Below are 16,024 nucleotides of genomic sequence, written 5' to 3'. Positions count from 1 at the left end.
TCAAGTTCAAAGCTTTACAAACTATTACTTTAAAAATTTAATAATCAATTGCCTCGTATATGGCTTCTTGTATTTTACTTCGTAAATCACTTTTAATCAACTTTCTATTTTCTGGATCTGGAAAAGTTCTATTCGAAAGAAATACATACACAATTTCCTGCTCTGGATCAGCCCAAGCAAATGTTCCGGTAAAGCCGCTATGCCCAAAACTTGTCATAGAAACACAACCACAAGTAGGGCCAGACGATCCGAGTTGTGGTTTGTCGAAACCAACACCTCTTCTTACATTTTTATTGCAATAATAACAGGTATTAAAAAGATCTAGAACTTCTGGATTGAAATATCTTTTTCCACCGTAAAATCCTTTCCAAAGGTACATTTGCATTATTTTGGCAACATCATTTGCATTACTAAATAAGCCTGCATGACCACTAACGCCTCCAAGCATAGCAGCACCTTGGTCGTTTACATAGCCTTGCACTTTCTGATTTCTAAAAATAGCGTCTTGTTCGGTAGGTGGAATATTATCTTTTGAAAAAACATCCAATGGATGGTACATCGTATAATTTGCTCCCAACGACTCATAGACGTTTTCTTGTAGAATTATTTCCAAGGGTTTCCCAAATTTTTCTTCCAAATATTTCTTTAAAATATAATAAGGCAAGTCACTGTATTTATACTCTAGTCTTGAATTTAAATCACTCTCACGGATGTTTTTATAGATGGTATCTATATAATCCCTACGCATATATAGGTTTTCGGCAACTTCAACAGTATAACTCTTGCTAGGGTTTCTGGAATAGTATTTTGGGGAAACAGCTGTTTTCTCTTCATTTAAAGTATGCCTATAAAAAGGTATCCACGCCTTAAAGCCAGCATAATGCGATAACATTTGTTTTAAAGTTACGTTTGCTTTGTTTGAGTTTTTATACTCTGGTAGCATTTCAGAAAGTTTGGTGTCTAGGCTCAATTCCTTTTTATCTACCAATTGCATTACAATAGGCAAGGTTGCCAAAATTTTGGTTAAAGATGCAAGGTCGTATACATTGGTGTCTTTAACTTCAAGGTTCTTGTTGTATTCGTGATATCCAAAATCTTTTTGATAGATAATTTTTCCTTTTCTAGCTACTAAAATTTGCGCCCCAGGATACATTCCTTCTTTTAAACCAAGGTTGGCAAGCGAGTCAATTTTTTTAAGCTTATAGCTATTAACACCAACACTTTCTGGTGTTCCATATTGAAGTCTTCGTAACGATTTTGTTTTTAAACTTGTATTTAAAGGAAAATCCTCCCCTAAGGAAACGGGTAACTTGCCTTTTGCTTCACGAGCACCAAATATAAGCTGGGCAGAAAGTTTTTGTGTAATTGCACTGTTTTGATAAGACATTAGTATACCTTCAAAATTTGCAGTGGTTTTAAGGTCTAACATTGCGTAGGGTCTTGCAAAAACATCGAGAATTACTGTATTGGTTCGCGCAATTTCGTAAATCCAAACAAGTTCGTTTTCAGTGAATTCAAATTTTTTCCAAGGATTGTCATTAGACTTATGAAAACCGATAATTACATAATTGTATTCTTTTAGTTTCTGAACATAATCATCCAAACTATTGGCTTTAACCCAAGTTACATCGCCGTATTTTTTCAATTCATCTAAAAAGTCTTTTCCAGAATCATCCCCAAAATTTACATATGCAATTTTCTTCTTCTGAAGATCTTTTATAGGAAGTATGGCCAGGTCATTTTTAATAACGGTAAGCGCATTGTCCATGGCTTCTTCATAAAGTGCATCGTCCGTAACCGAATTTAAATCTTCAACCAAATACGCTGTTTTTACAGGTTTATACTTGTGCAAACCAACTTTATATTTTGCGTACAGAATTTTTTTAACCGAATACGCCAATCTTTTTTCGGTTATTACTTCCTCCTTATAGGAAGCCAATAAAAATTCAATCGCTTTTGGAACATCCTCAGAAATCAACAAAACATCGTTTCCAGCTAAGAAAGCTGCCAATTCAATTTCACCAGGTTTTTTATAATCTGAAGCGCCTTTCATATTAAGGGCATCGGTAAATATAAGCCCGTTAAAGCCCATTTCCTTTTTAAGAAGATCGGTAACAACTTTTGTGGAAAGTGATGATGGAAAATTCATTTGTGGCTCTAATGCTGGCACATTTAAATGAGCAACCATTACACTGTTTAGGCCTTCACTAATCAATTTTTTATAAGGATATAGCTCTAAAGTATCCAATCTCCTCTTCGAAAAATCTATGGTTGGCAAGGCTTTATGACTATCCATATCGGTGTCGCCATGACCTGGAAAATGTTTTGCACTCCCCATAACTCCAGCACTTTGCATACCTTTCATAAATGCCAGTGCTTTCTCGGTTACATTGTCTTTATCTTCCCCAAAAGAACGGTTTCCTATAATTGGATTTTTTGGGTTTGTATTTATATCAACAACTGGTGCAAAATTAATATGAACTCCCAAACGCTTCGATTGTTCGCCAATTCGTCGGCCTACTTTTTCAACAATTTTTGTGTCGGTTATAGCGCCCAAAGTCATATTCCAAGGAAAAGCATAGGTAGAGTCTAGACGCATAGATAGCCCCCATTCTGCGTCCATACCAATTAGCATGGGTATTTTTGCTAACGATTGAAATTCATTATTCAGCTTGGCTTGGCGCAGTGGCCCTCCTTTAGAAAAAATAACTCCTCCTAAATGATAATTTGTAATAAGATCCTTTATTTTATCTGTTTTAGATTTTGGATCACTCGAAAAAATATCAGCCATAAAGAGCTGGCCCATTTTTTCTTCTAAAGTCATACTGTCGTAGATACTATCTACCCATTTTTTTTGATTTTGAAAATCACTTTTAACAATTAATGGATTGTTTTCCTGCGCTAAGCTTGGAAAATATATAGATGCGAAAATGCAAATAAGCAAAAGATTCTTCATAACAGCAGAAATGGGATTAGGATAAAAATCGATTATGCCAGCTTTCTGTGGCGGGTACTTCCCAGTTTTCAAGATATTCTGCTTTTGTGTTTACTAAATTATTAAAGACGATTGTATTTTTTGAAACCGATTTATCTTTTGCCATTTTTCTAAAATCAGCCAAGGGTTTATAGGCAATATAGTCTCCTGAGTAGAATGTAACGTTCATTTTATCCAATAAATCTACGTCAAATTTGTCTTGAAGCGATTGTATAAAATGTACTGAAGCATCAATACTACAGCCTGAAGCCGAAGCATTTGCTTGATTGAGGCCAATAACAATAAAACGGTTGTATTTTAACTCCACCCCTGCTTCAAGTTCAGCACCGTGGGCAGTCCATTTTGTTAAAAACTCGTTTGTTAATTCGTTAATTTTAGCAACTTCATCGTCACTAAGTTTTCTATTGGCTTGATAGATCCATACTCTAGAATCATCGGGTAAATTTTTAAAATCTGTCAGCATTATTTATAAATCTTCTGCATTTGCAATCATTTCTGCAACATCCAAAACTTGAACATTGTCTTCGGCATGTTTAGCTTTAACGCCATCGGTTAGCATTGTATTGCAAAAAGGACATCCGGCAGCAATAATTTTTGGAGCAATTTCCAAAGCCTCTTCCGTTCTTTCCACATTTATATCTTTATCTCCCGTTTCTGGTTCTTTAAACATTTGTGCTCCCCCAGCGCCACAACAAAGGCCACGGGTTTTACAACGTTTCATTTCTATGAGCTCTACCTCCAGTTTTCTAAGTAGTTCACGCGGTGCTTCGTATTCACCATTTGCCCGTCCTAAATAACATGGATCGTGAAAAGTGATTCTTTTTCCTTTGAATTTTCCTCCTTCTATTTTTAGCCTTCCTTCTTCTACTAAAGATTTTAGGAATTGTGTATGGTGTACAACTTCATAAGTACCACCAAGGCCAGGATATTCATTTTTTATAGTATTAAAGCAATGTGGGCAGGCGGTAACAATTTTTTTTATTTCGTACCCATTTAGTACTTCGATATTCGTCATTGCTTGCATTTGAAACAAAAACTCATTTCCTGCTCTTTTTGCGGGATCTCCAGTACAACTTTCTTCAGTTCCTAAAACAGCGAAATCTATATTTGCCTTGTTGAGTAATTTTACAAAGGCTTTGGTTATTTTTTTTGCACGGTCGTCAAAACTCCCTGCGCAACCTACCCAAAAAAGCACTTCAGGCTTTTTGCCTTGTGCCATATATTCGGCCATTGTTGGGACTTTTATTGCTTCACTCATATTTTATAGTTCAAATTTTAATTGAAGGTGTTAATTTCAGCGCTTTGAAATTCTATTCTTAATCTTCAAATACTTTTATTTTTACTTGTTTTTCTATTAAATCGGTAAATTTACCTTTATAACGGGTTGCTTTAACCAAATGGTTATCAATCCAATGATAATTTCCTCCACGCGGTTTTCCCATTAACATACTGTGATACTTAAACCCATGCTTAGTAAGCCAGGCTTCAGTTACTTCACGATGTGCTTCTGTTCGTGATGTAAAAAAACAAATAATATGACCTTCATCATACCATTTATTCAATGTTTTAAGAGCATCAGGAAACGGTTCACAGCTCACCATTCTTTCTGGTTCCTCGTTGGGAACATCATCTGTAATGGTACCATCAATATCAATTAAGTAGTTTTTTATTCCTTCGGGAAGAATTGGGCTAACATGTTCGCCTTTTTCTACTTTATTGTGCAGCATTCTATCAACTTGTTCTTTTTTCATGGTCCTTTATTACTGCTATTATTAAACAAAATTTCAATGCAAAGAATTACTCTTTAATTCTCATCTTTCCAATTTAAACGATCCATTTGGTTGTAGGGCCATGGCGCGCCATTGTTTTCAATATTTGTCATTGAAACATTCAATTCGGTTGGTGCCGCAGACTGTTCCATCACCAAATACTGGCGCATATCCATAATAATACTCAAAGGGTCAATACTTACGGGGCAAGCTTCCACACAGGCATTACAGCTTGTACATGCCCAAAGTTCTTCCCGCGTAATATAATCGTCTAATAGTTGTTTTCCATCAGGTTTAAATTCCCCATTTTTAGTGATGTTATTCCCAATTTCTTCCAAACGGTCGCGGGTATCCATCATTATTTTTCTAGGCGATAGCTTCTTGCCGGTTAGGTTTGCGGGGCATTCACTAGTACAACGACCACATTCGGTACAGGTATACGCATTTAGTAATTGAACTCTATTTAAATCCATTACATCGCTTGCTCCAAATTTTGCTGGGGCTGCTGTAGCGCCTTCGGCTGGAGTAGCAAACGGATCTATACTTGGATCCATCATCATTTTCACTTCATTTGTAACAGAATCAAGGTTTTTGAATTGCCCTTTTGGAACTACTTTTCCGTAATAAACATTTGGAAAAGCCAACATAATATGAAGGTGTTTTGAAAAATATAAATAATTAAGAAAAGCCAGTATTCCTAATATATGAAGCCACCACGCGCTACGTTCAATGAGTATTAATGTTCCTTCTGAAAAACTACTAAAAAATGGTACTATATATTGACTTATAGGAAATGATCCCGCTTCTACATAATGTGCAGCCCCCATGGTTTGTAACGATTGGTCAGCAGCATTCATTGTAAGGAATAAAATCATTAAGACCATTTCAAAATATAAAATAATATTTCCATCGTTTTTTGGCCAACCTTTCATTTCGTTTGCCCAAAATCGTTTTAATTTTTGAATATTTCTTCGTGTCCAGAAGACGATTACTCCTAGTAAAACAAGCAATGCTAATATTTCAAAGGAAGCGATTAAAAAATTATATACTCCAAGCGGAAGTATTCCAGAAAGTACGCGGTGCGTACCAAAAACTCCATCGATAATAATTTCGATTACTTCAATGTTTATTATTATAAACCCTAGATATACTATAATATGTAATAAGCCAGGAACGGGTCTTACAACCATTTTTGATTGTCCTAGGGCTATAAGCGCTACATTTTTCCATCGTTGGGCTGTGTTATCGGAAGCATCTACTTCCTGCCCCAACTTAATGTTGCGAATTATTTTTCGGATGTTGCTGGTAAAATAACCAATACCCGCTGCAAGTGCTATTGTAAAAAGTATATTCGGGATGTACTGCATGGTTTATTTTTCTGGGTTGTCTGGAGTTTCGTATTCTTTATTTTTTTTACCAAAAACTGAAATATGGACGTATCGTTTCGGGTTTAACTTAACATCTTGAAGAAGTTGTTCTAATTGTCTAGAAGCTCCTTCTAAATTTTCATATAGTTTATCATCTTTTAAAAGCTTTCCAATTGAACCATCGCCATTATCAATACCTGAAACTATATTGTCCATTTTATCGACAACGTTTTGAAGGTTTGTAACCAATTTTCCGGTTTCAAGCTGTGCCAAGGAATCTGTAAGCTTGGAAAGGTTTCCTGCGGTCTTATCTAAATTTGTAAATGTATTATCTAATTTTCCTGTATTTGTTGCAAGAATATGGTTTAGGTTTTCAGAAACTCCTGAAAAGGAATTCAGGGTTTTATTGAGGTTCTCTATCGCTTCTTTTAAATTCTGGCGCGTTTTTTCGTCAACAATCGCGTTTACATTTAGTAGAAGGGTATCTACAGTGGCCAACGTGTTGTTTACTTTTTTTTCTAATGGGCCTAATGCTTTTGTAACGGCAGTAAGCATTCCATCTTCAACATCACCACGAAGGGTATCGCCATTTTTAGCAATGTTATTGATATCGTATTCTGGAAAAATTCCTAATGACTTTCCGCCAATAAGTCCTGTACTATATATTCTTACCACACTATTTTTTGAAAAATCGAAATCTTTTTCTACTGAAAACTTCACAATTAATCCCCCTTTGGAATTAGCAAATGAAATTTCCTGAACCTTCCCTACTCTAAGTCCGTTAATAGTTACAGGAGCAGCTTGCGCCAATCCTTCAACGTTATCATATTTCACAAAAAACTCACGATTTTTGTCTAATAAATTCGTGCCTTTCAAAAAACTGTAGCCAAATATTAATAATAATATGGCTCCAATAGCAAGAATCCCAGTTTTTACTTCCTTTGATAGTTTCAAGTGTTTGATTTTAGATTTTAAACAAATTTAAATGATAAATATAAAGAAAGCACATTAAATGCCTTTCGATTTTAACACTTCAGGAAGATTAACTTTTTTTCCCTTTTTAAAAGCAACAATATATGCAGATGGATAGCCTTTTTGCTGTACAAAAGTTTTCATTACTTGAATTTTATTATAATCGGATGTTTCACCGTAATAATATTTAAAAAGTCCATCTTCTTTGTCTCGTGTAACTTCTTTTAAACCTTTAAAATTACTCGGCTTAGGGTCCAACTTCCTACTGCTAGCGGCCAATTGCACCTTAAATATTACGCCATCAAAAATATTTTCTTTGGTAGTTTCTATTACTTTCTCAACCTGAATATGCGCTATCTCTGGATCTTTAAGCTTTTCAATGCTTACAGAAATACTTTTAATATAGCTTTCTATTGCATTTTCAATTTCACGTGCCATTTCTGTTTGCCCTTTGGCAGAATTTAAATACGCTCCCTCACTTTTATTAGTCAAAAAACCTGTTTCAATTAAAACACTCGGCATGTATGTATTATGAAGCACCCAAAAACCAGCTTGTTTTACACTTCGGTCTTTTCGTTTTAAATTATTTATAACATTATTTTGTACCAAACTTGCTAATAAAATACTTTGGTCTAAATACTCTTCTTGCATCAGCACCATACCGATTAACGATTCTGGAGCATTAGGGTCGAACCCACCATACTTTTCCTGATAGTTTTCTTCCAGATAAATTACTTCGTTTTCTTTTTTAGCAACTTCAAAGTTTGCTTGACTTTTATGAAGTCCAAGTACAAAGGTTTCCGCACCATACGCATCAGAATGGTGTGCATTACAGTGTACTGAAACAAAAAGATCGGCATCTGCCCTATTTGCTATTGCGGCACGTTCACGTAGTTCTATAAAAACATCCGTTTTACGTGTATATATAACTTTTATGTTTGGAAGTTTCTCAAGTTCCGCACCTATCTTTAAAACTATGTTAAGAGCTATTTCAGATTCTTTATAGCCATTACCTTTGTTACCATGATCATGGCCTCCATGTCCTGCATCTAAGACAACAACAAAAGGTTTTGTTGGTTTTTCAGCAGCTAAGGAATTATGTGTAGCTAGTAAAAGACTAATTATTAATACGAAAGAAGAAAAATTATTCGTTTTCATATATCTGTTAATGATTAATAAAATTTGATGTTTTAAAAAAATGATTTAAAAAAACGTACCCGAAAAAATATGTTTATTTTTGACCGTTTCAAATATTGAGCCAAATCTACAAAATAATAGCATCGTAGCATTGCAGACACATAGGCATTACTTAACAATCTTCTTAACATTTCTGCTTATTAGCGGTAGTGTTTTGCACGCACAGGACATTCCTCCAAAGAATGAAACTCCTATTTTAAAAACCACAAAAGATGATACGCTTTCAGTAAACCTAAAACCTATTGTTGCAGAAATTAATGAAAAAACCCAAGACACTATAAAAGCTGATTCAATAAAACCACCCAAGGAAACACTAACAAATATTGTGGATTATTACGGGGAAGATTATGTGCTTCTCAATAGAAAAGAAAACAAAGTATATATGTACAATAATGCATATATAATTTATGAAGATATGCGTATAGACGCAGGTTTAATAATTTTAGATTACAATAAAAATGAAGTCTACGCTAAAGGTATAGACAGTGCAGGAACCTATAGCCAACGTCCTATTTTTGTGCAAGGGGCCAATAAAGTAGAGCCAGATTCCATTCGGTATAATTTTGATTCAGAAAAAGCCTTGGTCTTTAATAGCCGGACTGAACAAAATGGATTTAATGTAATTGCTGAAGTAACGAAGAAAGTTAACGATTCTGTAGTTTACCTTCGAAATGTAAAGTTTACTACTTCAAAAAACATAGACGATCCTGAATACTATTTTTACACACGAAAAGCCAAGTTTGTTCCTAAAAAGAAAATCGTTACAGGACTTACAAATATGTACATTGCCGATGTGCCTACTCCAATTGGGTTGCCATTTGCATACTTTCCGCTAACTGAAGAACGCACTTCTGGGTTTATTATCCCATCTTTTGGACAAAATAACAATCGGGGGTTTTTCTTTCAAAATGGTGGCTATTATTTCGCTATTAACGATTATATAGATTTAACACTTTTAGGCGATTATTACACCAATGGGAGTTATGCCCTTCGTGGGGAATCTGCCTATGTTTTAAAATATAAATTTAGAGGAAATATAAGCGCACGGTTTGAGAGCCTTGTAGAAGAAGAGAGAGGTTTTCCTAACTTTAGTGAAAGTAGTGTTTATAACATTCGATGGACGCATACGCAAGATCCAAAAAGCAACCCAAATTCACGCTTTTCTGCTTCGGTAAACTTAGGAAGTAGTCAGTATTTTAATGAATCTATTAACCAAACCAACAATGCCAGTGCGCTGGTAAACACCTTAAGTTCATCAATTTCATATGCCAAAACCTTTGAAGGGGATCCGCAAATAAACCTTACTCTTGCTGCTACACACAGACAGAATACGCAAACAAATGCTATTTCAATGTCCTTGCCAAATATGAATGTAAGTGTTTCAAGAATTTATCCATTCGCCCCAAAAAACGGAATTAAAAAAGGAATTTTTCAGAATATTAACTTTCAGTATGATGTAGCTGCAGAAAATAGAATTGAAACCACCGATTCACTTTTCTTTAAGTCGGAAATGTTTAATGACGCACAGATTGGCGCGCAACACAATATACCCATTACTACTAACTTTAAAATTTTAAAATATTTAAGCGCTTCCGCCGGAACAAATTTTAAGGAAACATGGGTGCTTAAAAGTACACGAAAACGCTATGATGAAACTGCTTTAGATGGAATTGGAGCTGTGGTTCAGGATACTGTTTCTGGCTTTGAAAGCTACCGTACCTATAATTTCTCAACCAGCTTAGGAACTACACTTTACGGACTTTTTAACTTTGGAAAAGAGAAAAAAATACAAGCCCTCCGCCATGTTGTCCGTCCCTCCATAAGTTACAACATCAACCCAGCTTTTGATAGGTATTACGATGAGTTCCAAATTCCGCTAACAGCTGAAGAAGCTGCGGGGGAAACTGTTTCGTATTCTCGTTTTGAAAACACGCTGTACGGAGCACCAGGAAAAGTGTATTCCAGTAATATAGGTTTTTCCCTAAGCAATACTTTTGAAGCCAAAGTACGCGATCGTGATACGCTTGCTAAAGAACCTAAAAAGGTAATTCTACTTAATAATTTAAACTTTTCAACAGCCTATAACTTAGCAGGCGATTCGTTAAACTGGAGCCCTTTACGCTTTACAGGAAGTATACCTATTGTAAATAAACTTGATTTAAACTTCAGTGGAACCTTAGATCCATATGCACTGGATAATACCAATAAAAAGATAGATGTATTTAATATAGACAATGGCGGAAGTCTGTTTAGGTTAACAAATGCAAACGTGAGCATCAACTACTCTTTTTCAAGCAAAGATCTTGAAAGCTCAGGAAAAGATACTAGCGTAGCTAATGAAACCTTCCGAAATGGCGGTAGACCCGATGATTTGTTTGGAGAATCTTCAGATATTTATGATGGCCGAATCTATAAAGAGAACGATGAAAATGACACAGATAAAACGGATGTGGAATGGTATAATTACACCATTCCCTGGGATGTGCGTTTTGCCTACACCATTACGTATGGGAACAACCAACGCCAAAATGAAATTTCCAGTCAATCGTTTATGATGAGCACCAACCTTGAGCTTGCACCACGGTGGACTGTAGGGGTGTCTTCTGGGTATGATTTTAAAAATAAAGGTGTTACACTAACACAATTTCGATTTCAGCGAGATTTAGAAAGCTGGCAAATGAGCTTTAATTGGACACCAATAGGAAGCATTAATACAGCCTGGTATTTCTTCGTTGGAATAAAATCGTCAGTACTTAGTGATATTAAATACGATAAACGTAGAGAAAGCGACAAGAGGTTGTAACTTACTGAATGACACAAATTTAAAAAAGGAAATCAATTTTTGAAGAATATGAAAAAAATAATTACTACTCCAAATGCTCCCGCACCAATTGGCCCATACAACCAAGCGATACTTAATGGTACTATTCTTTATACTTCTGGACAAATAGCAATTGACCCAAAAACTGGCGAATTAGTTCTTGATGACATCAAATCTGAAACAAAATTAGTAATGGAAAATTTAAAAGCAATTCTAACTGAAGCAGGAATGACTTTTGAAAATGTATTGAAAAGCACAATTTTTATTAGTGATATGCACAATTTTGCAGCTATTAATGAAGTATACAGCACCTATTTTGATGAAACCACTGCCCCAGCTCGTGAAACCGTTGAAGTAGCAAACCTACCTAAATTTGTAAATGTTGAAATCTCCGTTATAGCCTCACTCTAAGAAGCTTAACTTTCAAATTCCACTACTCACCATCTTCCTCACTTTTAGTCCCATGTGGTTTAAAATCAACTGGGAAATCATTGTCAGGTGGTATGATTGGTTGTTCAGACTCCAAGGTCAATTTCTTATTAAAAAGCTTTTGATAGAGTTCGCGAAAAGTATTAAAATCTACAGAATACGAAATACCTGCACCTTGCTCAAAAATTTGATCCTCCCCTATAAATTGTATATCTGCTTGCCGGTTGAAGAATTTCATACGCAAACTACCATCTTCATTAATTAGCCATTGTACTTCAATGTCTCCTGCAACAGCAGTTTCATTAGCACCACCCACCGGCACACCAACCTTTCCATTAATAAGAATCCGTTCGTTAATCTGTGTTGATAGCGTAATCCCTAAACGGTCTGCTGTTTCTTGATTTGGTGTTCTATCGCCCACAGAATAATCGAGTCCTAAGGTATACTTTCCATCTTGATCTGAGAAAAGATCATTTACCAAACCAGAAACTCTATCTGCCAGTGTGCCTGCAAACGCATTAGAACCGGCATAATTATCATTTACAAAAGAGTTTGAAGCCAATAGGAAAAGTGCTTGATTCTGCATCTGTTCTTGGTTTTGAAGCTTGTATTGTAATTCACTTTTTAATGTAGAACTTGCAGAAGGAAAATCAATATTAAACGACAATTCTGGTTGCGCAAGCTCCCCTTTTAAGCCCACAGAAACATCCACATCTATTTTAGCATTTGCTGAAGGATTGTCTAATAAAACCGAAGGATTTGCTTTAGTTTTATACATTGCACTCAAATTAAGATTCGCCTTTTCTGGAGCACCATCCCAGGTTATGTTTCCCCCAGGAACAACTTCAATATTTCGTTGAATTATACCCCCATAGCGAAAATCATACTGACCTTCAAACACTTGAAAGTCACCATACATCTGAAATTTTCCATTGGTATTAATTTCAATTAAAAGAATTCCTGCCCCGCGACCTTTTAATGTCGAGTTGTTTACTTTATCAACAACAACTTCAACTTCTGCGTTTTTATTTATGTTTAGATCAAAATTAAGCGTTAGGCCTTTTGCAGCTTCTTCAGTAATAGGCTCGCCATTAATACGCGCTTCTTTTTCTTTAGGGGAAAGAAAATGCACGAATGAATCATCGCTGATGGACTCCGTTTCACTAATTGGGATTTTAAAACTCGTTCCTTTTTCAGTTGTTGCATCTACATTTATCTCTAATTCATCAATAGGTCCATTAATTTTGGCGCTACCGCTAATAAAAGCTGTACCGTAATACAGTGCATCTTCCTCTGGTGGTGTGTCTAAAACTAATAATCTTTCAGGGGCATCTATCATTAAGTTTAGCGCCCAATCGCCAAAATTAGTATGCGTTGCATTCCCCGAAAGCAATCCTTCTGTTTTATACTTTGTATCTATAATTTCTGTATATCCTAGTTGAAATTTATTCTTTGTTACTATAATTTGTGCGTTATTTTCAATATCAAAATCTGTATTCAAATACGGTATTTTTAACCCACTGTTTTCCAAGGTGAAACGCCCAAGTATATCAGGCGATTTATAGCTTCCTGAAACTTTAGCACTACCAGAAATTAACCCGCGAATATCTGTAATAACATCGGCTCCAAATGGGCTAAATGCCTGCATATTAAATTGATTAAGTGCTACATTTAATAATATTTGTGGATTTTGAGGAGAAACATCGATTTCACCAACGGCATTAATAGATTTTACTTCGTTATTAGTGAGAGTGGTGTTAATTCTATATTTGGTTAAATCTTCGTTACCGTCAATGTTTAAAATTAAATCTCCAAACGGAATTTCATTAATCATCACTTTATCAATAGTCACGGCACTATTTGGATAATACGCACCATTTTTTTGCATAAAATCAAACTTACCGTTCACATTTCCTTTAAGGCGAAGACTATCAATTTCGGGAGTTATATTTCCAACATTTACATCTTTAAAACGAACTTTTAAATCTTTATATGTGGAATCACGGATTACTCCAGCCATTTGTATTAATTCCTCATTATGACTTAATACCAATGAGTCGATTCTAACTTCATTAAAATTATCATCAAAAACAACTTTATTTAAACGGTTGTTGGTTTCATTTAAGTACCAAACGTTTCCTTTATAGGTGATATCAGACTTTTTTACCCCGATAACAGATTTCCCCGCAGGGTTAATTGTATGGTAAAGAGAAAGGTTAAATAGGTCTTCTTTTTTTGTACCTCCCTTAAATTCTGAACGTACATACATCGTATCGTTTAATGTTTTGTTTATAACGCTAAGGTCTTTTAAATTATAAAAACCTGTATAAACAGAGTCAGCAGCTATATAGGTGTTGTATAGTGGGTTATCATTATCCACCTGAACGTTTAGTTTGCCTATATAAGTGTCGAAAAGCAATATTTCAGGAGAACGAAAATCTAGCTCAAACTTAGATTCATCTGAATAAACTGAGCCCTTAATACGCGTATTATCACCAAGTTTTAATTGTGGCACGAAAACATCAACAATCTTATTATAAACTACAAATTCATAATCTATATACTGGTTTGTAGTTACCTCCTGCGGTATATAGTTAGCATAAATACTAGCTATTCCATTCTGAAAAAGATTTGGGATATCTGCAATTAGAAACTCCCCCGAAATAGCCCCGTTTATAATATCTGGCGAATTTATATCTATGGTTCGTACTGGCCCATTAAAAGATGAAGTAACTGTAAAATCATCAAAATAATAGTAATCACGTTCATTTTGATAGAAAGTTTGGTTGAAATTAATCGTTCCCGCTACATCATCAATGGTTTTTCCCTCCATAGCGACAACCACTTTTCCAGTAAAAACCGATATACTATCCCGTGTTATTAAGTTTAACTTATTAAGCTCAGCATATTCCACATCTGCTTCAAAATCTAATTGATTGGTATCTGATGAAGCATTTATTAAGCCTTTAAAAGTTAGCTTTAAATTAGGATCATCTATGGAAAGCTCTCCATTAAAAAGAGGGTTTTTTAAAAGTCCTGAAACCTCTATGTTTTGATAATTATATCCTTTAAAATTAAAAGAAGAAACCGTGCCTGAAACTTCTGCATTTACGGTGTTTTTATTTAACCCACGGCCATCAAAATCAAGGTCGGCAGTCATGTTGCCAAGGGAAGTTGTTTTTGAAATTTTCCCAAGATTAAAATCCTTAAGCACAACACTACCTTTGTAATACGCATTGTCGATATCGGTAATATTACCCATATTAAGGTCTATATTCGCCTGCCCTATTCCACTTTTTAAAACACTCTTTGTATTGAGTTCACTTCCAATTATGGAAGTGGTACCACTGAGCTTAAAATTGCTTAATTCCTTTAATTCTTCAGGAATAACTTCGCCTAAAACGCGTGGCATAAACCGACGTAAATCATAATAATTAGTGCTAATAGTATGGTTTGATGCTGATATAGCATATGCTTTTTCAGCAGCTAGGATATTCTGAAAAGTAAAATCACCTTCAATATTGGTATCGTCAGTGGCCAGCTTTAATTTAGTTGCTTTAAAGCTGTTTAAAGTTCCCTTCAATTCCGATTCAAAAACAATTGTTTGATTAGGGCCAAATTCATTGTAAAAAACATTCAAATCGTTTGTTGAAACTTTGGAGTCTTTAAAATCGGCCGTAATTAAAACATCGTTGACAAAATCTGCCATTCCATTCTTTGCGTAATCTAAATCTATAGCGCCAATAATTTGGGATTCTAAGGTTTCAAGATTTAAATTTTTAAATGAAATATTTGTAGAAGTATATGAAAAATCAGCCTGTAAATCTTTAATTTCAATGCCTCGAGCAGCAATTAAAGAAAGGCTTTCAATATCCGTTGTAACATCTGCCCCGAGGATTTTTAAATTTGAAGCAGTAATATTTACAGTATCAAGGACAAAAACCTCAGGACTCTCAAGGTTTTCATCAACAATTTTCACCCGGCTATTGGCCAAACTCACCTTATCGCTATACATAGTAAAAGGAGAAGTACTTGGTTTTCCTGTATTAAACTTTTCAGCGAATATGGATAAGTTATCTGTATTTTCACCATGGTATGTTTTAACATACAATTTGGCATAATTAAGGGCAATACTACCAAAACCCAAATCTCCTTGTATTAAATCTTTAAAACTAACAATGTTTGTTTGTAGCTCTTTACTATAAATTAAAGTATCTTGATGATGATCGGCAATAAACACCTCTCGAACATCCACTTCCCCTTTCCAGTTAAGCCCTAAGCGGTTTATTTGAATATCTGTACCGTACGTTTCGTTAAGATTGGTTGTAACTTTCTTTGCGGCCCAAGTTTGCACCGCAGGAATAGAAAAAATAATGATAATGAGCACAAGAAGCAATACAATGATTACAAAGGTGCGAACTATTATTTTCCGAAGTTTTTTGATACGCTTTTAAAGTTTTAATTTTACAGTCAA

General features: G+C 35.0%; 10 protein-coding genes. 2 read left to right on the top strand and 8 right to left on the bottom strand.

What is annotated here, in order from left to right:
* Nucleotides 1-37: 37 nt before the first annotated feature.
* Genes ABJ955_RS11180 through ABJ955_RS11150 form a run of 7 tightly spaced genes read right to left on the bottom strand, consistent with a single transcriptional unit; the run spans nucleotide 38 to nucleotide 8,261 of the window.
* Nucleotides 38-2,956, bottom strand: a complete 2,919-nt coding sequence (locus ABJ955_RS11180) for a glycoside hydrolase family 3 N-terminal domain-containing protein (RefSeq protein WP_347374706.1) — start codon at nucleotides 2,954-2,956, stop codon at nucleotides 38-40.
* A 16-nt stretch (nucleotides 2,957-2,972) separates the two neighbouring features.
* Entirely contained in the window at nucleotides 2,973-3,458 is a 486-nt protein-coding gene (locus ABJ955_RS11175; RefSeq protein ID WP_347374705.1) for an ABC transporter ATPase, read from the bottom strand.
* Nucleotides 3,459-3,461: 3 nt separating this feature from the next.
* On the bottom strand, nucleotides 3,462-4,253 hold the full coding sequence (locus ABJ955_RS11170; protein ID WP_347374704.1) for a (Fe-S)-binding protein: 792 nt from the start codon (nucleotides 4,251-4,253) through the stop codon (nucleotides 3,462-3,464).
* Between the two features lie 58 nt (nucleotides 4,254-4,311).
* Nucleotides 4,312-4,746: a phosphoheptose isomerase gene (locus tag ABJ955_RS11165; RefSeq protein ID WP_347374703.1), complete on the bottom strand. Its 435-nt coding sequence runs from the start codon at nucleotides 4,744-4,746 to the stop codon at nucleotides 4,312-4,314.
* A gap of 53 nt (nucleotides 4,747-4,799) precedes the next feature.
* Nucleotides 4,800-6,131 (bottom strand): (Fe-S)-binding protein, encoded by a 1,332-nt coding sequence (locus tag ABJ955_RS11160; RefSeq protein WP_347374702.1) that lies wholly within the window; start codon nucleotides 6,129-6,131, stop codon nucleotides 4,800-4,802.
* A gap of 3 nt (nucleotides 6,132-6,134) precedes the next feature.
* Nucleotides 6,135-7,085 carry an MlaD family protein gene (locus tag ABJ955_RS11155; protein WP_347374701.1) on the bottom strand — a complete coding sequence of 317 codons (951 nt, stop codon included), beginning with the start codon at nucleotides 7,083-7,085 and terminating at the stop codon, nucleotides 6,135-6,137.
* Nucleotides 7,086-7,139: 54 nt separating this feature from the next.
* Nucleotides 7,140-8,261, bottom strand: coding sequence for an N-acetylmuramoyl-L-alanine amidase (locus tag ABJ955_RS11150; protein WP_347374700.1), 1,122 nt, complete (start codon nucleotides 8,259-8,261; stop codon nucleotides 7,140-7,142).
* A 79-nt stretch (nucleotides 8,262-8,340) separates the two neighbouring features.
* On the opposite strand from ABJ955_RS11150, the gene ABJ955_RS11145 reads away from it, so the two are divergent.
* Both ABJ955_RS11145 and ABJ955_RS11140 read left to right on the top strand, forming a co-directional pair.
* Nucleotides 8,341-11,103, top strand: a complete 2,763-nt coding sequence (locus tag ABJ955_RS11145) for a putative LPS assembly protein LptD (RefSeq protein WP_347374699.1) — start codon at nucleotides 8,341-8,343, stop codon at nucleotides 11,101-11,103.
* A 48-nt stretch (nucleotides 11,104-11,151) separates the two neighbouring features.
* Nucleotides 11,152-11,532, top strand: coding sequence for a Rid family detoxifying hydrolase (locus ABJ955_RS11140; protein WP_347374698.1), 381 nt, complete (start codon nucleotides 11,152-11,154; stop codon nucleotides 11,530-11,532).
* A 22-nt stretch (nucleotides 11,533-11,554) separates the two neighbouring features.
* Here the strand turns inward: ABJ955_RS11140 and ABJ955_RS11135 are convergent, their stop codons facing one another.
* Nucleotides 11,555-15,937: a translocation/assembly module TamB domain-containing protein gene (locus ABJ955_RS11135; protein ID WP_347374697.1), complete on the bottom strand. Its 4,383-nt coding sequence runs from the start codon at nucleotides 15,935-15,937 to the stop codon at nucleotides 11,555-11,557.
* Between the last annotated feature and the right edge of the window lie 87 nt (nucleotides 15,938-16,024).

This window comes from Aequorivita sp. Q41, assembly GCF_039831855.1.
Lineage (GTDB): Bacteria > Bacteroidota > Bacteroidia > Flavobacteriales > Flavobacteriaceae > Aequorivita.
The sequence above is the reverse complement of the archived record's forward strand: the minus strand, read 5'-3'. Positions and strand labels throughout refer to the sequence as shown.

What these genes read in the sequence shown, in the direction of transcription:
- ABJ955_RS11170 (WP_347374704.1), bottom strand. Translation starts at nt 4,253, where the DNA reads ATGAGTGAAGCAATAAAAGTCCCAACAATGGCCGAATATATGGCACAA.
- ABJ955_RS11165 (WP_347374703.1), bottom strand. Translation starts at nt 4,746, where the DNA reads ATGAAAAAAGAACAAGTTGATAGAATGCTGCACAATAAAGTAGAAAAA.
- ABJ955_RS11175 (WP_347374705.1), bottom strand. Translation starts at nt 3,458, where the DNA reads ATGCTGACAGATTTTAAAAATTTACCCGATGATTCTAGAGTATGGATC.
- ABJ955_RS11140 (WP_347374698.1), top strand. Translation starts at nt 11,152, where the DNA reads ATGAAAAAAATAATTACTACTCCAAATGCTCCCGCACCAATTGGCCCA.
- ABJ955_RS11150 (WP_347374700.1), bottom strand. Translation starts at nt 8,261, where the DNA reads ATGAAAACGAATAATTTTTCTTCTTTCGTATTAATAATTAGTCTTTTA.
- ABJ955_RS11160 (WP_347374702.1), bottom strand. Translation starts at nt 6,131, where the DNA reads ATGCAGTACATCCCGAATATACTTTTTACAATAGCACTTGCAGCGGGT.
- ABJ955_RS11180 (WP_347374706.1), bottom strand. Translation starts at nt 2,956, where the DNA reads ATGAAGAATCTTTTGCTTATTTGCATTTTCGCATCTATATATTTTCCA.